This is a genomic window from Actinacidiphila sp. DG2A-62 (genome assembly GCF_035825295.1).
Lineage (GTDB): Bacteria > Actinomycetota > Actinomycetes > Streptomycetales > Streptomycetaceae > Actinacidiphila.
This window is the reverse complement of sequence record NZ_JAYMGI010000002.1, coordinates 838,189-859,367: the sequence shown is the minus strand read 5'-3', so window position 1 is coordinate 859,367 and position 21,179 is coordinate 838,189. Positions and strand designations below refer to the sequence as shown.

At 75.3% G+C, this 21,179-nt stretch carries 11 protein-coding genes and 2 pseudogenes; 11 read left to right on the top strand and 2 right to left on the bottom strand.

Features of this window, described 5'->3' with window-relative positions; translation table 11 throughout:
- Positions 1-219: 219 nt before the first annotated feature.
- The 10 genes and pseudogenes from VSR01_RS04120 to VSR01_RS04075 all read left to right on the top strand — a co-directional run bounded on the left by VSR01_RS04120 (position 220) and on the right by VSR01_RS04075 (position 19,448).
- Positions 220-1,248 (top strand): cytochrome P450, encoded by a 1,029-nt coding sequence (locus tag VSR01_RS04120; protein WP_326447924.1) that lies wholly within the window; start codon positions 220-222, stop codon positions 1,246-1,248.
- 295 nt (positions 1,249-1,543) lie between these two features.
- A pseudogene (gene ccrA, locus VSR01_RS04115) lies at positions 1,544-2,894 on the top strand (crotonyl-CoA carboxylase/reductase).
- 63 nt (positions 2,895-2,957) lie between these two features.
- Positions 2,958-4,607 carry a beta-ketoacyl-ACP synthase 3 gene (locus tag VSR01_RS04110; protein WP_326447923.1) on the top strand — a complete coding sequence of 550 codons (1,650 nt, stop codon included), beginning with the start codon at positions 2,958-2,960 and terminating at the stop codon, positions 4,605-4,607.
- Between the two features lie 30 nt (positions 4,608-4,637).
- Positions 4,638-5,636: a 3-oxoacyl-ACP synthase III family protein gene (locus VSR01_RS04105; RefSeq protein WP_326447922.1), complete on the top strand. Its 999-nt coding sequence runs from the start codon at positions 4,638-4,640 to the stop codon at positions 5,634-5,636.
- Positions 5,633-6,526, top strand: coding sequence for a 3-hydroxybutyryl-CoA dehydrogenase (locus tag VSR01_RS04100; RefSeq protein ID WP_326447921.1), 894 nt, complete (start codon positions 5,633-5,635; stop codon positions 6,524-6,526). The genes VSR01_RS04105 and VSR01_RS04100 overlap by 4 nt, the downstream gene beginning before the upstream one ends.
- A 14-nt stretch (positions 6,527-6,540) precedes the next feature.
- Positions 6,541-7,635, top strand: a pseudogene (locus VSR01_RS04095) (polyketide synthase); the annotation flags it as partial.
- Between the two features lie 173 nt (positions 7,636-7,808).
- A complete protein-coding gene (locus VSR01_RS04090) occupies positions 7,809-16,034 on the top strand; it encodes a type I polyketide synthase (RefSeq protein ID WP_326447920.1) in 8,226 nt (2,741 codons plus the stop codon).
- Entirely contained in the window at positions 16,031-17,509 is a 1,479-nt protein-coding gene (locus VSR01_RS04085; RefSeq protein WP_326447919.1) for an FAD-dependent oxidoreductase, read from the top strand. Before VSR01_RS04090 ends, VSR01_RS04085 begins: the two co-directional genes overlap by 4 nt.
- 71 nt (positions 17,510-17,580) lie before the next feature.
- Entirely contained in the window at positions 17,581-19,149 is a 1,569-nt protein-coding gene (locus VSR01_RS04080) for an acyl-CoA carboxylase subunit beta (protein ID WP_326447918.1), read from the top strand.
- The gene (locus tag VSR01_RS04075) at positions 19,146-19,448 is read left to right on the top strand and encodes a DUF6059 family protein (RefSeq protein ID WP_326447917.1); all 303 of its coding nucleotides are present in this window, start codon (positions 19,146-19,148) and stop codon (positions 19,446-19,448) included. Before VSR01_RS04080 ends, VSR01_RS04075 begins: the two co-directional genes overlap by 4 nt.
- Before the next feature lie 166 nt (positions 19,449-19,614).
- Here the strand turns inward: VSR01_RS04075 and VSR01_RS04070 are convergent, their stop codons facing one another.
- Positions 19,615-19,818, bottom strand: a complete 204-nt coding sequence (locus VSR01_RS04070; protein WP_326447916.1) for a helix-turn-helix domain-containing protein — start codon at positions 19,816-19,818, stop codon at positions 19,615-19,617.
- Positions 19,803-20,582, bottom strand: a complete 780-nt coding sequence (locus VSR01_RS04065) for an ArsR family transcriptional regulator (RefSeq protein WP_326447915.1) — start codon at positions 20,580-20,582, stop codon at positions 19,803-19,805. Before VSR01_RS04065 ends, VSR01_RS04070 begins: the two co-directional genes overlap by 16 nt.
- 186 nt (positions 20,583-20,768) lie before the next feature.
- On the opposite strand from VSR01_RS04065, the gene VSR01_RS04060 reads away from it, so the two are divergent.
- Entirely contained in the window at positions 20,769-21,161 is a 393-nt protein-coding gene (locus VSR01_RS04060; protein ID WP_326447914.1) for an SH3 domain-containing protein, read from the top strand.
- The last annotated feature ends 18 nt before the right edge of the window (positions 21,162-21,179 follow it).

The window sequence follows — 21,179 nt, the reverse complement described above, 5'->3', positions numbered from 1 at the left end:
CGAGGCTCCCGCCTTCGACCCCGCGTTCGTCACCCAGCTCCTGCCGTTCAACCCCTTCGACCCGGCCTTCCACGCCGACCCCTATCCGGTGTTCCGGAAGATACGCGAGGAGACCGGCGGCGCGGTGCGCACCCCGGCCGGCATCGTCACCCTGCTGGACCACCAGCACGTCACCTCCGTGCTGTCCGACCCCCGCTTCGGCTGGGGGACAGCGAGGCGGTGCGCAGCCAGGAGCTGTCCATCGACGGCGGTCCGCCCACCCGGTTCCTGGCGATGCAGGACCCGCCGGACCACACCCGGCTGCGCGGCCTGGTGTCCAGGGCGTTCACCCCGCGCATGGTGGAGGGGCTGCGCTCGCGCACCCGCGCCCACACCGACCGGCTGCTGGCCGAGGCACGCGCCGTCGCCGAGGCCGGAGACGGCACGGTCGACCTGGTCTCCACGGTCTTCCGGCCGCTCGGCGGACTGGTGCTCACCGAGATGATGGGCATCCCCGACGAGTTCCACCAGCAGGCGTTCGACTACTCCGCGGACAGCGCCCGCGGACTTGACCCCGACTTCACCCTCACCCCCGAGCAGGCCACCCGCCGCGACGAGGGCCGGCTGTGGTTCGCCCGGCTGACCGCCGAGCTGGCCAGGCGGCGGCGCGCCGAGCCCGGCGACGACCTGATCAGCGACCTGGTGCGGGTGCAGGACGGCGACGACGGACTCACCGACGACGAACTCGCGGTGATCTGCGTCAACCTGCTCGCCGCCGGCTTCGGCGCGACCGCGGCGCAGATGAGCAACTCCGCCCTCGCGCTGCTGCGCAACCCCGACCAGCTGCGCTGGCTGCGCGAGCACGCCGACCGGATCGGCCCGGCCGTCGAGGAACTGCTGCGCTTCGACGGTCCGCTGTTCCTGCTCACCCGCGCGGCGCTGGAACCGGTCGAGGTGGCCGGCCACGAGATCGCCGCCGGCGAACAGGTCTTCCTCGCGATGGGCTCGGCCAGCCACGATCCGGCGGTCTACCCCGACCCCGACCGGCTCGACCTGTCCCGGACCCCCACCAAGATCCTCGGCTACGGCCACGGCATCCACTTCTGCGTGGCCGCGCCGGTCGCCCGGCTCGCCACCCAGGTCGTGCTCAACGCGCTGGCCGCCCACGACGTCGAACTGGCCGTCGACCAGCCGGTGTTCAACGGCGCGCTGGTCATCAGGACGCTGGCGGAGCTGCCGGTGCGCCTGGGCGGCCCGGTGTCGGCGTAAGGCGCCGCGAGCGGCGCACCGCGCACCGGTTACCGCGGGGTTTCGGCCCCTTCAATTCTCCGTGTCCCGGCCCCTGAATTCCCCCTTTCCCCGCTGCGGGAAAGGGGGGAATTCCAGTAGGGGGCAGTAAGGGTCAACGGGCGTTGGCCCGAACCTCACCGCACTCTAGAATCGAATGCAGCGGCAGATCCGCAGATGCGGGAAATCGCCCTCCTTCTTTTGTGCCGCCGGCCCGCACGGGCCGCGCTCTCGGTTCTCCATCCGGTTTTTTCCGAATCATCGTGAGGGAACACCCATGGATTTTCTGGCGGAGGCCGTACTCGCGGGCGGGGACCGCGACCGCCTGGAGCACGCACCCCTGCCCGACCGCTACCTGGCGGCGCATCTGCGGGTGGAGGACGTGGGCACGTTCGACGGCGCGGGGAGGGGGCGGACAAGGACGTCCGCCGCACCCTGCGGGTCGGTGAGGTGCCGATGCCGGAACTGGCCCCGGACGAGGTGCTGGTCGCGGTGATGGCCAGCTCGGTGAACTACAACGCCGTGTGGTCCGCCACGTTCTCCCCGCTGCCGACCTTCGACTTCCTCAAGCGCTACGGACGCAGGGGCGGGTGGGCGGCGCGGCACGACCAGCCGTACCACGTGCTGGGCTCGGACGCGGCCGGCGTGGTGGTGCGCACCGGCAGCGGCGTGCGCCGCTGGAGGATCGGCGACCACGTGGTGCTCAGCGCCGTCGAGGTCGACGACCAGGAGCCGGCCACGCACTCCGACGGCATGCTCGGCGCGGACCAGCGGGCCTGGGGCTACGAGACCAACTTCGGCGGCCTGGCCCACTACGCGGTGGCCCGCGCCAGTCAGCTGCTGCCCAAGGCGGCCCACCTCACCTGGGAGGAGGCGGCCACCACCACCCAGTGCGCGGGCACCTCCTACCGGATGCTGGTCGGCGAGCACGGCGCGCGGATGAAGCAGGGCGACATCGTGCTGATCTGGGGCGCGACCGGCGGCCTGGGGCGTTCGCGGTGCAGCTGGTGAAGAACGGCGGCGGCGTCCCGGTCGGGGTGGTCAGCTCCGAGGCCAAGGCCGAGGTGCTGCGCCGGATGGGCTGCGATGTCGTCATCAACCGGGCCGAGCTGGGCGCCTCCCGCGGCAGCCGGCCCACGCCGGAGGAGTCGATCGACCTGGGCAAGCGGATGGGCCGGATCATCCGCCGCGAGCTGGGCGAGGACCCGCACATCGCCTTCGACAACAACGGCCGGGCCACGTTCGCCACCTCGGTGTTCCTGGTCCGCCGCGGCGGCGCGGTGGTCACCTGCGGGTCCAGCACCGGCTACCAGCACACCTACGACAACCGCTACCTGTGGATGAACCTCAAACGGATCATCGGCTGCCACGCCGCCAACCTCCAGGAACAGTGGGAGTGCAACCGGCTGGTCCAGCAGGGCCGGATCATGCCCGCCATGTCCGCGGTGTACCCGCTGGACGAGATCGGCGAGGCCACGCGGCTGGTGCAGCTCAACCGGCACATCGGCAAGATCGGCGTGCTCTGCCTCGCGCCCGAGGCCGGCCTGGGGGTCACCGACCCGGCCGCCCGCGCACGCATCGGCGAGGAGCGCCTCAACCCGCTGCGTACCGCGGTGACCGCCGCCTGAGCACCAGGGGCCGACCCACGAGTGAGGGCCCCCGACCCGTCTCGACGAAAGGTGTTTCCGACCGTGGCGAACGACTCCGCCGGCATCCTCGCGACCGGCTCCTATCTGCCCAAGGACGAGATCCGCAACGAGGAGCTGGCTGCGCGGGTCGGCACGACCGCCGAGTGGATCGAGCGCAAGACGCTGATCCGCACCCGCCGCTACGCGGCCCCGCACGAGGCCGCGTCCGACCTCGCCGCCCGCGCGGCCGAGAACGCCCTGGCCCAGGCGGGCGTGGACGCCGCCCGCCTCGACTACATCATCGTCTCCACCTCCACCGGCGACTCCCCGTCGCCGCCGACCGCCAACCTGGTGCAGAAGGAGATCGGCGCGTTCAACGCGGCCTGCCTGGACCTCAACGTGGTGTGCAGCGGCTTCGTCTACGGGCTCGCGCTGGCCCGCGACCTGATCGCGCTCAACCCCGGCAGCCTGGTGCTGGTGCTGGCCGCCGAGGTGTACTCGCGCATCCTCGACTTCGACGACCGCCGTACCGCGGTGCTCTTCGCCGACGGCGCGGGAGCGGCCCTGGTCGGTCCGGTCGAGCGGCCCTACGGATTCGTCGGCGTGGACCTGAAGAGCCGGGGCGACGGCCACCGCCTGATCCGCGTCGAGGCCGGCGGCAGCCGCAAGCCCGCCTCGCACGACACGGTCGCCGCGGGCGAGCACTACTTCCGGATGGAGGGCCGCGAGGTGCGCGACTTCGTGCTGCGCGACGTGCCGCCCCGGCTGGAGCACCTGGCCGAGAAGACCGGGGTGCCGCTGGCCGACGTCGACCACTTCATCCCGCACCAGGGCAACGGCGCGCTGCTGCGGGAACTCGTCGGCAAGAGCGGCCTGACGAAAGCGGAGACCCACCGCACCGTGCACAAGTACGGCAACGTCGGCAGCGCCTCCATCCCCATCACGCTGGACGAGGCCCACCGCACCGGGCGGCTCAGGGCCGGCGAGCACGGCGCGCGGATGAAGCAGGGCGACATCGTGCTGATCTGGGGCGCCACCGGCGGCCTCGGCGCCTTCGCGGTGCAGCTGGTGAAGAACGGCGGCGGCATCCCGGTCGGGGTGGTCAGCTCCGAGGCCAAGGCCGAGGTGCTGCGCCGGATGGGCTGCGACCTCGTCATCAACCGCGCGGAACTCGGCGCGGACGGCGGCGGGCCCCCCGATCCGGCCCAGGCCATCGACCTGGGCAAGCGGATCGGCCGGATCATCCGCCGCGAGCTGGGCGAGGACCCGCACATCGCCTTCGACTTCATCGGCCAGGCGACCTTCGCCACCTCGGTGTTCCTGGTCCGCCGCGGCGGCACCGTCGTCACCTGCGGCTCCAGCACCGGCTACCAGCACACCTACGACAACCGCTACCTGTGGATGAACCTCAAACGCATCGTCGGAAGCCACTCCGCCAACTACCAGGAGGCGTGGGAGTGCAACCGGCTGCTCCAGCAGGGCCGGATCATGCCCGCGCTCTCCGAGACCCACACCCTGGCGGACGCCGCCGAGGCGTCCCGCCGGGTCCAGCTCAACCGGCACATCGGCAAGGTCGGCGTGCTCTGCCTGGCCCCGGAGCCCGGCCTCGGCGTCACCGACCTGGCCACCCGTGCCCGCCTCGGCGGGGACGACCGCATCAACCCCCTCCGGCTGCCCGCCGGGGACCTCTCCGCGCCCGCGCCGGCTCGCTGAGCCCCGACCCGTTGAAAGGCGGTCCCCAAGGTGACCGGACATCCCGTCGGCATCGTGGCCACAGGCTCGTACGTCCCGAAGGAGGAGATCGGCAACGAGGAGGTGGCCCGGCGCGTCGGCGCCACCGAGGAGTGGATCGAGCGCAAGACCCACATCCGCACCCGGCGGTGGGCCGCCCCTGCCGAGGCCGCCTCCGACCTGGGCGCCCGCGCCGCCGAGGACGCCCTGCTGCGGGCCGGACTCGGACCGGAGCGGATCGACTACATCATCGTCTCCACCGGCACCGGCGACTCCCCGCAGCCGCCCACCGCCTGCCTGGTGCAGGACGCCATCGACGCCAGGAACGCGGCCTGCTTCGACATCAGCGTGGCCTGCAGCGGCTTCGTCTACGGCCTGGAACTCGCCCGCGCGCTGCTGCAGAACCGCCCCGAGGCGCTGGTCCTGCTGATCTCCACCGAGGTGTACTCGCGGTTCGCGAACTTCGCCGACCGCCGCACCGCGGTGCTGCTCGGCGACGGCGCCGCGGCGGCCGTGGTCGGCGTGGTGCCCGAGGGCTACGGCATCACCGCCGTCGACCTGTCCAGCGCCGGCGACGCCCACGACCTGCTGAAGATCGAGGCCGGCGGCAGCCGGCTGCCGGCCTCCCACGAGACCGTCGACGCCGCCGCGCACACCGTCAGCATGGACGGCCGCGGGGTCCGCCAGTTCGTTCTGGAGCACGTGCCGCCCGTGCTGGAGCGGCTGCTCGACGCGGCCGGCGTCGAGGCCGCTGGCGTCGACCACTTCGTCCCGCACCAGCCCAACGGGGCGCTGATCCAGGAACTGGCTGAGGCCAGCGGGCTCGGCGGAGCGGTCACCCACCGCACCGTGGAGAAGTACGCCAACGTCGGCAGCGCGTCGGTGCCGCTGACGCTGGCCGACGCCGACCGCGAGGGCCGGCTGAAGAAGGGCGAGACCGTGGTGCTGGCCGGCTTCGGCGGCGGCATGGCGGTCGGCGCCTGCGTGATGCGCTGGGCGGTGGACGCATGACCGCCGCGACCTCTGCCGCCGTCCCCGCGGAGCCGATCGAGCGGGTCGGCGTCGTCGGCTGCGGGCTGATGGGCTCCGGCATCGCCGAGGTCGCCGCGCTCGCCGGCTGCGAGGTCACCGTGGTCGCCTCCCGGCCCTCCTCCGCCCGCGCCGGCCGCGAACGCGTCGAGGCGTCCATGGACCGCCGGGTGCGCAAGGGACGGCTGACCGGCTCGCAACGCGACGACGCGCTGCGGAGACTGACCTTCACCACCGCCCTGGACGACCTGTCCGACCGTCAGATCGTCATCGAGAGCGTCCTGGAGCGCGAGGACCTCAAGCTGGAGCTGTTCGGCGAGCTGGACCGGATCGTGAAGGACCCGGACGCGGTCCTGGCCACCAACACCTCCTCCCTGCCCATCACCCGCATCGGCCGCGCCACCACCCGCCCCGGCCAGGTGGTCGGCACCCACTTCTTCAGCCCGGTGCCGGCCATGCCGCTGGTCGAGCTGATCTGCTCGCTGCAGACCGAGGAGGCCGTCTACGAGCGGTCCCGGCACTTCGCGGAAGGGGTGCTCGGCAAGGAGGTGATCCGCTCGGCGGACCGCAGCGGGTTCGTGGTCAACGCCCTGCTGATCCCGTTCCTGCTGTCGGCCGTGCGGATGGTCGAGTCCGGGTTCGCCACCCCCGAGGTGATCGACCGGGGCATGGTGCTCGGCTGCTCGCACCCCGTCGGCCCGCTCAAACTCGCCGACCTGGTCGGCCTGGACACCGTCGCCGACGTGGCCGCGGCCCTCTACCAGGAGTTCAAGGAGCCGCTGTACGCGCCCCCGCCGCTGCTGCTGCGGATGGTCGAGGCGGGCCGGCACGGCCGCAAGACCGGTCACGGCTTCTACGAGTACGACCGCTGAGGAGGAGCACCAGCATGCCCGAGCCCACCGGGTCCGCGTCCGGGTCCGCCGAGCCGACCACCGAGGCCGTCGCCGTCGTCGGCCTGTCCTGCCGCTTCCCCGGCGCGTCCGGCCCGGCGGAGTTCTGGTCCCTGCTCGCCGAGGGCCGGGAGGCCGTGGGGCCGCCGCCGGCCTGGCCCTGGCCGGCGGACGCCGCGTCCGGCGGGCCGGGCGGGGCCCCGCGCGGCGGCTTCCTGGACCGGGTGGACGCGTTCGACGCGGAGTTCTTCGGCCTCTCGGCCCGCGAGGCCGCCGCCACGGACCCGCAGCAGCGGCTGCTGCTGGAACTGGGCTGGGAGGCGCTGGAACACGCCGGGATCGTCCCCGCGACGCTGTCCGGCACCGCCACCGGCGTGTTCGTCGGCGCGATCTGGGACGACTACGCCCGGCTGGCCGGCACGCTCGGGACCGACGCGATCACCCCGCACAGCATCACCGGCACCAGCCGCGCCCTGATCGCCAACCGGCTGTCGTACGCGCTCGGGCTGCGCGGCCCCAGCATGGTCGTGGACAGCGCTCAGTCCTCCTCGCTGGTGGCGGTGCGACTGGCCTGCGAGAGCCTGCTCAGCGGAGCCTCGACGGTCGCACTGGCCGGCGGCGTCAGCCTGGCGCTCGACCCCGACGGCTTCACCCTCGGCGAGCGGTTCGGCGCGCTCTCCCCGGACGGCCGCACCTTCACCTTCGACGAGCGCGCCTCGGGGTACGTCCGCGGCGAGGGCGGCGGACTGGTCGTGCTGAAGACGCTGCGGCAGGCGGAGGCCGACGGCGACACCGTGCTCGCGGTCATCCTCGGCGGCGCGGTGAACAACGACGGCGGCGGCGACAGCCTGACCTCACCGCGCGCCGAGGCGCAGCAGGACGTCGTCCGCGCGGCGTACCGCAGCGCCGGCGTGGCGCCGGCCCAGGTGCGCTTCGTCGAACTGCACGGAACCGGCACGCCCGTGGGCGACCCGGTGGAGGCCGCCGCGCTCGGCGCGGTCCTCGGCGGCGGCCGGGACGCGGCGAACCCGCTGCTGGTCGGCTCGGTGAAGACCAACATCGGCCACCTGGAGGGCGCGGCGGGCATCGCCGGGCTGATCAAGACGGTGCTGTGCCTGCACGAGCGCGCCCTGGTGCCGAGCCTGAACTTCCGCGCCCCCCACCCCCGCATCCCCCTCGACGAGCTGCGGCTGCGGGTCGCCGACACCCTGCTGCCGCTGGAGCCGGCCCCGCTCCGCTGCTGGCCGGCGTCAGCTCCTTCGGCATGGGCGGCACCAACTGCCATCTGGTGCTGGCCGCCGCGCCCGCCGCGACCACCGCCCCACCCGACGCGCCGGCCGCCGCCGCGGCCGCCGCCGCGACCGCCGCCCCGACCGGCGCCCCGGCCGCCGCGGACGGCCGTACGGCTGAACGTGCCGGCGAGCGCGTGCCCGTACCGCTGTCCGGGCGGACCGAGGGGGCGCTGCGCGACCAGGCGCGGCGGCTGGCCGCGTTCGTCGAGGACCGGCCCGGCATCGACGTCGCGGAGGTGGCGTACGGGCAGGCGGTGCACCGCACGGCCTTCGACCGCCGCGCCGTGGTGCTCGCGCGCGACCGGGACGGCCTGCTGGCCGGGCTGCGACAGGTCGCCGAGGGCAGGCGGCCCGCGGCGGGAGCGTCCGGGAACGCCGCGACGGCCGGCAGGACCGCGTTCCTGTTCACCGGCCAGGGCAGCCAGCGGCCCGGCATGGGGCGCGAACTGCACCGCCGCTTCCCGGTGTTCGCCGAGGCGTTCGACGCGGTGTGCGCGCACGTCGACGAGCACCTCGACCGGCCGCTCGCCGAGCTGGTGCTGCGCGGCGGCACGGCGGAGGAGGCGGGGGCCGCGTCCGCCGCGTCGCGAGGCGGGGCCGACGGAGCGGACGCCGCCGCCCTGCTCGACCGGACCCGGTACACCCAGCCCGCCCTGTTCGCCTTCGAGGTCGCCCTCTTCCGGCTGCTGGAGAGCTGGGGTCTGACCCCCGACCTGCTGCTCGGGCACTCGGTCGGCGAGCTGGCCGCCGCCCACGTCAGCGGTGTGCTGTCGCTGGCGGACGCCTGCGCGCTGGTCGCCGCGCGCGGCGAGCTGATGCAGCGGCTGCCGGCCGGCGGCGCGATGGTCGCCGTCCAGGCGGGCGAGGAGGAACTGCTGCCGACCCTGGCCCCGCACGGCGGCCGGGTGGTGGTCGCCGCCGTCAACGCGCCCGGCTCCAGCGTCGTCGCCGGCGACGAGGACGCGGTCGCCGCCGTCTGCGCGCTGTGGCGCGAGCGCGGCCGCAAGACCCGGCGGCTCCAGGTCAGCCACGCCTTCCACTCGCCGCTGATGGAGCCGATGCTGGAGAACTTCCGCGCGGTCGCCGCCGGGCTGGCCTACGGCGCCGCGCGCATTCCCGTGGTCTCCAACCTGACCGGCGGCGTGATCGACCCCGCCGCGCTCGGCAGCGCCGACCACTGGGTGCGCCACGCCCGGCAGGGCGTCCGGTTCCTGGACGGGATACGCACCCTGGAGGCCGAGGGCGTCACCGCCTTCCTGGAGGTCGGCCCCGACGCCGTGCTCACCGCGATGGGCCGGGACAGCGCCGAGCGCGGCGGCGCGGTGTTCGCCGCCACGCAGCGGGCCGGCCGCGAGGAGGTCCCGACGCTGCTCGCCGCGCTCGCCGACCTGCACGTGCACGGGGTGCGGTGGGACTGGCGCCGGGTGCTGGCCGAGACGGCCGGCCCCGAAGGGCGCCGGCTGCCCCTGCCGACGTACCCCTTCCAGCGCCTGCCGTACTGGCTGGCCCCGGCCGGCCCGCGCCCCGCGGCCGGCTGGACGGCGCTGCCCGCCGCATCGGAACGCGCCGTCGGCGCGCACTGGGTGATCGCCGGCCCCGACCCGTTCGGACTCGCCGCGGTGCTCACCGGCGCCGCCTCGGGCGTCTCCCTGCACGCCGGCCTGGAGGCGCTGGGCCGCGCGGTCGACGGCGGGACCCCGGTGCCGCCGGTGGTCGTCGTGCCCGCGGACGGCGCCGATCCGCAGGAGGCGGCGGCGGGGATCGAGGCGTGGCTCGGGCAGGAGCGGTTCGCCGCGGCCCGGCTCGTCGTGGCCACCCGCGGCGCCGTCGCGGCGACCGCCGCGGACCCCGTCCCCGAGCCGGGTCCCGCCCGGCTGTGGGCACTGCTGCGGGCGGTCGCCGACGCGCACGCCGGGCGGCTGACCCTGGTCGACCTCGGTCCGGCCCACGCGTCGCTGCGACCGCTGGCGTCGGCGCTGTCGGCGGGGCCCGGCGAGTTCGCGCTGCGGGACGGGCGGGTGCTGGCCCGGCGGGTGCGGACGTCCGCGACCGCCACCGGCTCCCAGGCTCCGGCGAGCGCGCGGGCCGGTGCGGCGGTCGGCGCGCTCGCCGGTCCGGCGGCCGGCGCGGTGGACGGCGGCGCCGCGGAGGCGCCGCCCGTCCCCGCGGACCCGGCCGCCGCCGGTCCGGACGCCGAACGGGTGCGGCTGGCCGCCGAGTTGCCCCGGCTGGTGCGTGAGGAGGTCGCCGCCGCCGTGGACCACGAGACCCCGGACGGCCTGGACCTGACACGGCCGTTCAAGGCGCTCGGCTTCGACTCGCTGGCCGGCGTGGACCTCCGCAACCGGCTGGCGGACGCCACCGGGCTGCGGCTGCCGACGACCCTGGTCTTCGACCACCCGACCCCCGAGGCGGTCATCCGCCACCTGACCGGTGAACTGCTCGGCACCGCGGACGCCGCCCCCGCGGACGGGTCCGCCCCCGCCGTCCGCGACCCCGCGGCCGACGACGACCCGGTCGCGATCGTCGGCATGGCCTGCCGCTTCCCCGGCGGCATCTCCTCGCCCGACGAGCTGTGGCAGGTGCTGGCCGGGGGAGAGGAGCGGATCGGCGCGTTCCCCGACGACCGGGGCTGGGACCTGGAGGGCCGGTACGACCCCGAGGGCCTGCTGCCCGGCCGGCACTACGTCCGCGAGGGCGGCTTCCTCGCGGACGCGACCGGCTTCGACGCCGCCTTCTTCGGGATCTCCCCGCGCGAGGCGCAGGCGATGGACCCGCAGCAGCGGCTGCTGCTGGAGACGTCCTGGGAGGTGCTGGAGAACGCCGGCATCGACCCGGCCGGCCTGGCCGGCTCACCGACCGGCGTCTTCGTCGGCGCGACCTTCCAGGACTACGGGCCCCGGCTCGACCAGGGCACCGCCCTCACCGAGGGCTACCTGATGACCGGCAGCACCCCGAGTGTGGCGTCGGGCCGGATCGCGTACACCCTCGGCCTCGAAGGCCCCGCGCTCACCGTGGACACCGCCTGCTCGGCGTCCCTGACCGCCCTGCACCTGGCCTGCCAGTCGCTGCGGCGCGGCGAGTCCGCCCTCGCGCTGGCCGGCGGCGTCACCGTGATGTCGACGCCCGGCATCTTCGTCGAACTCACCCGCCAGCGCGCCCTGTCGGCGGACGGCCGCTGCAAGTCCTTCTCCGCCGCCGCGGACGGCACGGGCTGGTCCGAGGGCGTCGGCATGGTGGCGCTGGAGCGGTTGTCCGACGCGCGGCGCAACGGTCATCGGGTGTTGGCGGTGGTGCGGGGCACGGCGGTGAACCAGGACGGTGCGAGCAATGGTCTGACGGCGCCGAGCGGTCCGGCGCAGCAGCGGGTGATCCGCCAGGCGCTGGCCGACGCCGGGGTGAGCGGCGCGGACGTGGACGTGGTGGAGGCGCACGGGACGGGTACGCGGTTGGGCGATCCGATCGAGGCGGGTGCGCTGCTGGCGACCTACGGCGCCGACCGTCCGCGGGAACGCCCGCTCTGGCTCGGCTCGGTGAAGTCGAACATCGGCCACACGCAGGCCGCGGCGGGCGTCGCGGGCGTGATCAAGATGGTCGAGGCGATGCGGCACGAGCGGCTGCCGCGGACGCTGCATGTCGACGAGCCCACGCCGATGGTGGACTGGGAGTCGGGCGCGGTCGCGCTGCTGACCGAGGAGCGCGACTGGACGACGCGGGACGGCCGGCCGCGCCGCGCCGGGGTCTCCTCCTTCGGGATCAGCGGCACCAACGCCCACGCCATCCTGGAAGAACCCCCGCACGACACGGAGTTCGACGCTCGGCGCGAGCCCGCCGGCCCGGCGGCGGATGCCGACCGGGACGAGGCCGCCACACCGTCGCCCGACGCCGGCCGGCCCGCCGCTGCGGGGACGGCGGTCCCGTCCGCGCTGCCCTTCCTCGTGTCGGCGAAGACCCCCGAGGCGCTGCGCGCGTACGCCGCCCGGCTGCGCGCGTACCTCGCGGAGCGCCCCGGACTCGACCTCGCGTCTGTCGCGCGGACGTTGGCGGTGGGTCGTGCGGCGCTGTCGCACCGGGCGGTGGCGGTCGCCGGGGACCGGGACGAACTGCTGGACGTGCTGGGTGCGTTGGCCGAGGACCGTCCGCACCCGGCGCTGGTGCAGGACGAGGCGGCCGAGTCCGGCAAGGCGGTGTTCGTGCTGCCGGGTCAGGGGTCGCAGTGGGCGGGGATGGCGCTGGATCTGCTGGAGGGCAGCGCGGTGTTCGCCGGTCATGTGCGGGAGGTGGCGGCGGCGCTGCGGGTCCATGTGCCGTGGGATGTCGAGGAGATGCTGCGGGCCACCGCGGAGCGGTCGGAGGTCCTGGAGCGGATCGATGTTCTTCAGCCGTTGTTGTTCGTGGTGAATGTGGCGTTGGCGCGGATGTGGCTGGGCCATGGGGTGGTGCCGGATGCGTATGTGGGGCATTCGCAGGGGGAGATCGCGGCGGCGCACCTCGCGGGTGCGTTGACGCTCGATCAGGCGGCCCGCGTCATCTCATCGCGTTCGCAGGTGTTCGCGGAGCACTTGGTGGGGCGTGGTGCGATCGCGGCCGTCGAACTTCCGGCGGAGGACGTCGAGAAGCTGATCGGGGACCGCCCGGCTGTGACGGTCGCGGGTGTGAACAGTCCGACGGCCACCAACCTCGCCGGCCCGGTGGCCGACCTGGAGGACATCGTGGCCGGGCTGCGGGCGCGCGACGTGCCCGCCCGCGTCGTGCCGGCGACCGTGCCCAGCCACAGCGCCGCCGTGGACCCGCTGCGCGACGAGGTGCCGGCCCGCATCGCCGGGCTGGTCCCGACCGCCACCACGACGCCCTTCTACTCCACCCTCACCTCACGGATCGCGGACGGCGCCGAACTGACGCCGGGGTACTGGTTCGAGAACGCGCGGCGTCCGGTGGCGTTCCGGCAGACCGTGGAGGCGCTGCTGGCCGACGGGCACACCGTGTTCGTGGAGCCGTCGCCGCACCCGGTGCTGACCCAGCACATCGAGCAGACCGCCGACCATGCCGGGGCGTCGGTCACCACGCTGACGACGCTGCGCCGCGACCACGGCGGCCTCCACCGGCTGCTTGCCGCCCTGGCCGCCGCCTGGGCGACCGGCCTGAGCGTCGACTGGACGCCCGCACTGCCCGCCGCGCCCCTGCTCACCCTGCCCACCTACCCCTTCCAGCACCGGCCCTACTGGGTCGCCACCCCACAGGCCACCGCGGCGTCCGAGGCCGCCGGTCCGGCCGCCGACGCGCCGTTCTGGCAGGCGGTCGGGAGCGGGGACGCGGACGGCCTGGCCCGCCTGCTGGAGACTCCGGCGAGCGCCGCGGTGCGCAAGGTGCTGCCCGCGCTGGCCGCCTGGCGCGAACGCAGCGACGCCCGGACCCGCATCGACTCCTGGCGCTACCGGCTGACCTGGCAGGCCCTCGGGTCCGCGCCGGCCGCCCCCGTGGCGAGCGGCGAGTGGCTCGCCGTGGTCCCCGCCGCGCCCGCCGCCGGGAACGACGCCACGCACGACAGCTCCCAGGACAGCTCCCAGGACAGCTCCCACGACAGCTCCCACGACGCCACGCACGACAGCCCCCACGACCACCCCCACGTCGCCGCGGTCCTCGACGCGCTCGCCGCCGCCGGGGTGCGCCCGGTGCGCGTCGCCGCCCACCCCGACCGGCGGGTCCTCGCCGACCGGCTCCGCGAGGCCGCCGCCGGCCGCGCACCGGCCGGCGTGCTCTCGCTGCTGGCGCTCGGCGAGGACGACGCGGTCCTGGACACGCTCGCCCTGATCCAGGCGCACGCCGACGCCGGCCTCGACGCCCGGCTGTGGGCCCTGACCAGAGGAGCGGTCAGCACCTCGGACTCCGACCCGCTGACCCACCCCCGGCACGCGCAGGTGTGGGGCCTGGGCCGGGTGGCGGCGCTGGAGCACCCGGCCACCTGGGGCGGTCTGGTCGACCTGCCCGGCGGCGCCCCGCGGGACACCCCCGACCAGCGGCTGCTCGCGCTGCTCCCGCACGCCCTCGCCGCGCCGGAGGAGGACCAGCTCGCCCTGCGCCGGGCCGGGCTGCTCGCCGCACGGCTGACCCGGGCGGGCCGGCCCACGGCGGCGGCCGGCACCTGGTGCCCCTCCGGTACGGTCCTGATCACCGGAGCCCTCCAGCCCGCCGCCGCCCACCTGGCCCGGCGGCTGGCCCGGGAGGGCGCGGAACACCTGCTGCTGGTCGCGCCGCCCGACGCCGACCCGGCCGCCCTCACCGTCCTGGACGCCGAACTGTCCACCGAGCTGGCCGCGTTGGGCGCGCGGGCCGAGCTGGTCGGCTGCGACCTGGAAGACCGCGCCGCCGTGGCCCGGCTGCTCGACGGCATCCCCGCGACCGCGCCGCTGGACGCCGTCTTCCACCTGGAGGAGCTGCTGGAGGAGGGGCCGCTGACCGAGTTCCCCGCCGACCGCTTCGCGCGGGTGCTCGCGGTCACGGCGGGCACCGCCCGGCTGCTGCACGAACTCACCGCCGACCGCGGCCTGTCCGCCTTCGTGCTGTTCTCCTCCTTCGCCGCCACCCTCGGCGGAGGGGTCGGCGTCGGCGCCTACGCGGCGGCCAGCGCGTACCTCGACGCCCTGGCCGTGCACCGCGGCGCGCTCGGACTGCCCGGCGCCTCGGTGGGCTGGGGCGGCTGGGACAACGAGGGCGCCACCGACGCCGAGCGCGCCTTCGAGCGGTCCCGGCGCGAGCGCCTCGTCCAGCGCGGGCTGCCCGCCCTCGACCCCGACCTGGCGCTCACCGCCCTGATGGAGTGCCTGGACCGGCGGGAGCGGACCACCGTCGTGGTCGACGTCGACTGGGACCGCTACCTGCCGCGGGTGACGGCCGCGCGGCCCAGCCCGCTGCTGGGCGACCTGCCCGACGTCCGGGACCGGCGGCAGCCCGCCCCCGGCCGGCCCGCCGAACTGCCCGGCGGCCGCCTCGCGGACCTGGCCGGCCTGGACCCGGCCGGACGCCGCGCGGCGCTGCTGGACCACGTACGGGCCGAGACCGCCGCCGTGCTCGGCCACGCCGACGCCGACGCCGTCGACCCGGAACGCCCCTTCCTCGACCTGGGCATGGACTCCCTGACCACCCTGGAACTGCGCAACCGCCTCGCCTCGGGCACCGGACTGCGGCTGGCCGCCGACACCGTGCTGCGCGGACGCACCCCCGCGGGCCTGGCCCGGCTGCTGGCCGACACCGGCCCGGACAGCCCGGCCGCACCCGCGGCGGCCGGCGTCACCGAAGCGGACCCCGCGGCCGGGCAAGCCGTCGCCGCTCGACAGCCCCCGGCCTTCGGCGAACCCGCCTCCTTCGCGCCGGTCCTGCTGGCGCCGATGCTCGCCCGGGCGCGCGAACTCGGCCGCACCGGCGCCTTCCTGGACCTCCTCGGCTCCGCCGCGTCCTTCCGGCCGCTCTTCCGCGCCACCCCGCGGCCGGCCGCCCTGGACGCGGTGACGCTGGTAGAGGGGACGGGCCGCGCCCAGGTGTTCTGCTTCCCCACCGTGCTCGCCACCTCGGGGCCGACGCAGTACGTGCGGCTCGCCGCGGCGCTGCCCGGGGACCGTACGGTGTCGGCGTTCTCGCTGCCCGGCTTCGAGGCCGGCCAGCCGCTGCCCGCCGACCTGGACGCCCTGGTCGAGGCCGCCGCGGCCGCGGTGCGCGAACAGGCCGCCGGAAGGCCCGCGGTGCTGCTCGGCCACTCCTCCGGCGGGCTGCTGGCCCAGGCGGTCACCGAGCGCCTGGAGGAGTGGGGGACGCACCCCGAGGCCCTGGTGCTGATCGACGCCCACGTGCTCGGCGACGGCGTCCTCGACCGCCTCGGCGCCCAGCTGATCGGCGGCATGGCCGACCGGCTCGCGCCGCTCGGCCCGCTCGACGACGCCCGCCTCACCGCCATGGGCGGCTACCTGCGGCTGCTCGGCGACTTCGTCCCGGCCCAGGTCAAGGCGCCGACCCTGCTGGTATGCGCCGCGCAGCCGGTGCCCGGCTGGAGCGAGCAGCACCGCTGGCGGGCGGACTGGCCGCAGCCGCACGAGGTCCGCGACCTGCCCGCCGACCACTTCGCACTGATCGAGGACCACGCGCAGCCCACCGCCCGCGCCATCGGCGACTGGCTCGACCACGTACTACGCGGAGGAGAGCGATGAATCCCGGAACCAAGCGTGTCCCAGTGCTGATCGCCGGCGGCGGCACCTGCGGACTGGCCGCCGCCTGCGAACTGCTGCGCCGCGGCGTGCCGGTGCGCGTCCTGGAGGCCGAGGCGGGGCCCAACCAGGGCTCCCGGGCGATCCTGCTGTGGCCGCTCGGCCTGGCGGTGCTGCGGCACCTCGGGCTCCACGACGAGGCGGTGCGCCGCGGCCTGCCGCTGAAGGCGCTGGTCTACCACCTCGACGGCGGCCGCCGGCTGCGCAGCGAGATCGGCGAGGAGAACCAGGCGCTGCTGCTGCCGCAGGACCGCACCAGCGCGCTGCTGGAGGAGGAGCTGGTCCGGCTGGGCGGCCGGGTCGAGCGCTCGACGCGGGTCACCGACGTGACCGCCGAGGGCGACTGCGCCACCGTCAAGGCGACCGGGCCGGAGGGCACCGAGCTGATCGAGGCCGACTGGCTGATCGGCGCGGACGGCATCGGCAGCACCGTGCGGCAGAGCCTGGGCATCGACTTCCCCGGCTCCAGCCTGCCCACCACCTACCTCGCCGCCGAGGGCTGCATCGACGGCGAGGCGGAGCGCGGCGCGGTGCACTACTTCCTGCGCTCCACCGGGCCGATGGTCTACGCCCCGCTCACCGGCGGCATCACCCGGCTGGGCACCCCCGTCGGGCCCGACACACCGGTCACCCCGGAGACCGTGCAGCACCTGCTGGACCTGCGCGGCCCCGGCGGCCTCCAGGTGCGCGAGCTGGACACCCTGACCACCTTCGGCAGCCAGGAACGGATCGCCGCCGACTTCCGCAGGGGCCGGGTCTTCCTGGTCGGCGACGCCGCCCACGCGCACTCGCCGATCGGCGGCCAGGGCCTCAACCTCGGCCTGCAGGACGTGCACAACCTCGCCTGGAAGCTCGCCGGGGTGATCGACGGCCGCCTCGACCCCGCGGTGCTCGACACCTACGCGGTCGAGCGGCGCCACGCCGCCGAGCTGACCGTCGCCAACACCGGCCGCTTCACCCGGATGTTCACCCTCGGACCGCGCGCGGCGCGGGCCCGCAACGCCGGCTGGCGGCTGCTGGAGGCGACCGGGGTGCTGCGCCGCCGGCTGATACCGCTGCTGGCCGGCTGGCGGGTGCAGTACCCGGCCGGTCCGCTGACCGCCGCGGCCGAGCGCGGCGGGCGGCGGGCCCGGCGCGTCACCGCGCCGGGCGCGCGCACCCCGCACTGGGCCGAGCAGACCGCGAGCCCGGACCCGGCGCCCTTCCGGCTGGTCACCACCGGGCCGGCCGACGGCCCCCTGGCCCGGGCCGCCCGGGACCTCGCCGCGCAGCGGCCCGGCCTGGCCGTCCACCGGCACGTCGCCCGCCCCGGCGCCTCCTTCCTGCTGCTGCGCCCCGACGGCTTCGTCGCCTCCTCCGGCGCCGCCCCGCGCGACCTGCACGAAGCGGCCCGCCTGCTCGCGGACGCCGCCGCCTGACCGAGCACGGCCGGGCGCCGCCGCGCCCCGGCCGTGCGACCGCCGCCACCCGAACGGGAGTTGACCCATCCATGCGTCTCGTGGACCAGGCACACACGGGCTCCGGCCCCGAGGAACTGCTCCGGCTCAAGCTGGCGGCCCGTGAGGGAACCGACCCGACGGCCACCGCCAAGCAGCACGCCAAAGGCAAGCTGACCGCCTACGAGCGGATCGAACTGCTCCTGGACCCCGGCTCGTTCACCGAGATCGAGCAGCTGCGGCGGCACCGCGCCACCGGCTTCGGCATGGAGGCCAGGCGCCCGCACACCGACGGGGTGGTCACCGGCTGGGGGACCGTCCACGGCCGGCGGGTCTTCGTCTACGCCCACGACTTCCGGATCTTCGGCGGCGCGCTCGGCGAGGCGCACGCCGAGAAGATCCACAAGCTGATGGACCTGGCCGCCGCCACCGGCGCCCCGCTGGTCTCCCTCAACGACGGCGCGGGCGCCCGCATCCAGGAGGGCGTCACCGCGCTCGCCGGCTACGGCGGCATCTTCCGCCGCAACACCCGCAACTCCGGGGTGATCCCGCAGATCTCGGTGATGCTCGGCCCGTCCGCCGGCGGGGCCGCGTACTCCCCGGCGCTCAGCGACTTCGTCTTCATGGTCCGCGGCACCTCGCAGATGTTCGTCACGGGTCCCGACGTCGTGGCGGCCGTCACCGGTGAACAGGTCGGCCACGACGGCCTCGGCGGCGCCGACGTCCACGCGACCGGTTCCGGCGTGGCGCACTTCGTCCACGACGACGAGGAGAGCTGCCTGGAGGACGTGCGCTACCTGCTCTCCCTGCTGCCCGCCAACAACCGCGAACTCGCCCCGTACCACCCGGCCGACGACCCGGCGGACCGGCGCACGCCGGCGCTGCTCGACCTGGTGCCGGCCGACCCCAACCGGGCCTACGACATGCGCGCCGTCATCGCCGAACTGGCCGACGACGGCGAGCAGTTCGAGGTGCACTCCAGCTGGGCGACGAACATCCTGTGCACCCTGGTGCGGATGGGCGGCCACGTCACCGGCATCGTCGCCAACCAGCCGATGTCGATGGCCGGCGCCCTGGACATCCACGCCTCGGAGAAGGCCGCGCGGTTCGTCCAGATGTGCGACGCGTTCAACATCCCGATCGTCACCCTGGTCGACGTGCCCGGCTTCCTGCCGGGCATCTCCCAGGAGCACGGCGGCATCATCCGGCACGGCGCCAAGCTGCTGTACGCCTACTGCAACGCCACCGTCCCGCGGATCTCGCTGATCCTGCGCAAGGCCTATGGCGGCGCGTACATCGTCATGGACTCGCGCTCGGTGGGCGCGGACCTCGCGTTCGCCTGGCCGGCCAACGAGATCGCCGTCATGGGCGCCGAGGGCGCCGCCAACGTCATCTTCCGCCGCCAGATCGCGGAGGCGGACGACCCGGAGGCGGTGCGCGCGACGATGGTCAAGGAGTACCGGCAGGAGCTGATGCACCCGTACTACGCGGCCGAACGCGGCCTGGTCGACGACGTGATCGACCCGGCCGAGACCCGGGCGGTCCTCATCGACTCCCTCGCGATGCTCCGCGCCAAGCACGCTGACCTGCCGTCGCGCAAGCACGGCAACCCGCCGCAGTGAGCGGCGGGTCCGCGCGGGTGCGGACGCCGGCGCCGCCGGCCGGGCCCGCGCGGCTGCGGGCGGCGACGCTGCGCGCCAGGGCGCGGGCGCGCCGCGCCGTGCTGCGCGCGCTGCGGGAGTTCTGGGAGACGCTGATCCTCATCGGCCGGCTGTGCGCGGGGGACACCGCCCAGCCCCCGCCCGCCCCGCGCCCCCTGACGGGCCCGCCCCCGGGCCACCCCGAGCGGATGCCCGGCGCCACCCCACCGGACGCCCGCGAGCAGGCGCTGTGGCACGACATCCTCGGGCGAGAGCCGTAGGCCACGGGCGTGACGTCGTGCCTGCCCGTTGATGCCCAGCGCACCCCGGCCTGGCGGCCAGGGAGCACCGGACGCCGCGGCGCAGGGTGTGAAGCCCTGCGGGGAGGGGGAGGCACCATGTGACGCCCGTGTGCGTCGGCGTCGGCAGGTGTGCCGCCGGCGGCCCTCAGCGCAGTGGGGGCGTCGATGCCGAGATCATGTCGAGGCCCAGCGCGGTGCAGTAGTGCGACACGCTCCTGCCGTCGCGCTGGGTGGTGATCAGCCTGGCGTCACGCAGGGTCTTGGCCTGCATGGAGGCCGCCGGGGGGCTGATGTCGAGTGCCTTGGCCAGGCCCGTGGTGGTGTGGTGCGTCGTCAGCAGCCGGAGCATCGCCGCGCGGGTGGTGCCGAGGAGGGCGTCGAGGGGGTCGGGGCGGTGGCGGCCTCCTGGAGCGGCAGCGGGGTGACGGCCGGGTAGACGAGGACGGCGGGACCCTCGGGCTGCGGGGCGATCAGCGGATAGGCGGTCCACAGCAGCGAGGGAAACAGCACCAGGCCCTGGCCGGTGAGCCGGACCTCGCGGTTGTACGCGCGCGGGAACTCCAGGGTCATGCCGTCCCACCGGGCCGAGGGGGACAGCCCGGTCAGGGTGGCGAGCAGCCCGTGCCGGGCCAGGGACCGCGCACGCCACGCCGCCTCGGCGTGGAATCCGGCCCGGACACGCGGCCAGGCCCCGGCGAGCAGGCTCTCGTAGGCCGCGGTCATCGACCGGTCGAGGAGCTGCCAGGACTCGCGGTCGCCGTCGGCGAGCCCGCGGGCCCACCGTGCCCGCGGCCGCTCCGGAGCGCGCACCCTGAGCAGCTCGGAGCGGACGTACGCGCGCGGGGTCGAGCGGACGGCGTCCATTCCCTCGGCGAAGCCCGCGGTGGGCGGGTCGAGGAACAGCGGGCTCTTGCCGGTCGGCGACAGCAGGTCGAGCATGGGCCGGGCCTGCGGCGGGAGGGACTGCTGGGCGCGGCGCCGCCACCGCAGGAACACCGGGTCCGCCGGACGCGTGAGCGTCATGAGCGCGAGGCCCAGCTCCATCAGAGGTGCGGGCTCCTCGGCCATCCGGACCCGTAACAGGTCCTCCGCGGTGAAACGCACCCTCAGCACACGGCCCCCCCGACGTCCGGTCCCGCGCCTGCCCCCGTCCGACAGTTCAGCGGCAGCTGAACACTTTGCCGCGGGCGACGCCCGACGCGCACGCTGTGACGCGTCCCAGTCAAGTCTCTGCCGCCGCAGGACGGGTGCGGCAGACCTGAACCGGACATCACACTCGACCACGGGGAGGGAACCCACGTGCTGAAAAAGACGCACATCGGACTCATGGCAGGCGCCGCGCTGCTCGGTAGCGGCCTCGTCCTCGCGCCATCGGCGTCGGCGTCGACGCCGGCCGACGTATCGCCCGACGTCGCCTGCAGCTTCTACCACCACAACGCCGACGCGGGCAGCGGCACGGTCACCGCCGACAGCCTCGCCCGCCGCGAGGGCCCGTACACGTACTGCGACGCGTACGGATACGCCGCCGCCGGCACGAAGATCTACTACTGGTGCTACGACTACGGCAGCTCGGTCACCGGCAACGGCATCACGATGGATACCTGGACCTACGGCCGGATCTCCGGTACGAGCCAGGAGGGCTGGTTCAGCGACGTCTATCTCAGCAACCACGGGGCCACGCACGAGTGCTGATGTCGCACGGTCGCTGAC

What these genes read in the sequence shown, in the direction of transcription:
- VSR01_RS04100 (WP_326447921.1), top strand. Translation starts at nt 5,633, where the DNA reads ATGACCGCCGCGACCTCTGCCGCCGTCCCCGCGGAGCCGATCGAGCGG.
- VSR01_RS04090 (WP_326447920.1), top strand. Translation starts at nt 7,809, where the DNA reads ATGGGCGGCACCAACTGCCATCTGGTGCTGGCCGCCGCGCCCGCCGCG.
- VSR01_RS04085 (WP_326447919.1), top strand. Translation starts at nt 16,031, where the DNA reads ATGAATCCCGGAACCAAGCGTGTCCCAGTGCTGATCGCCGGCGGCGGC.
- VSR01_RS04080 (WP_326447918.1), top strand. Translation starts at nt 17,581, where the DNA reads ATGCGTCTCGTGGACCAGGCACACACGGGCTCCGGCCCCGAGGAACTG.
- VSR01_RS04070 (WP_326447916.1), bottom strand. Translation starts at nt 19,818, where the DNA reads ATGCTCCGGCTGCTGACGACGCACCACACCACCACGGGCCTGGCCAAG.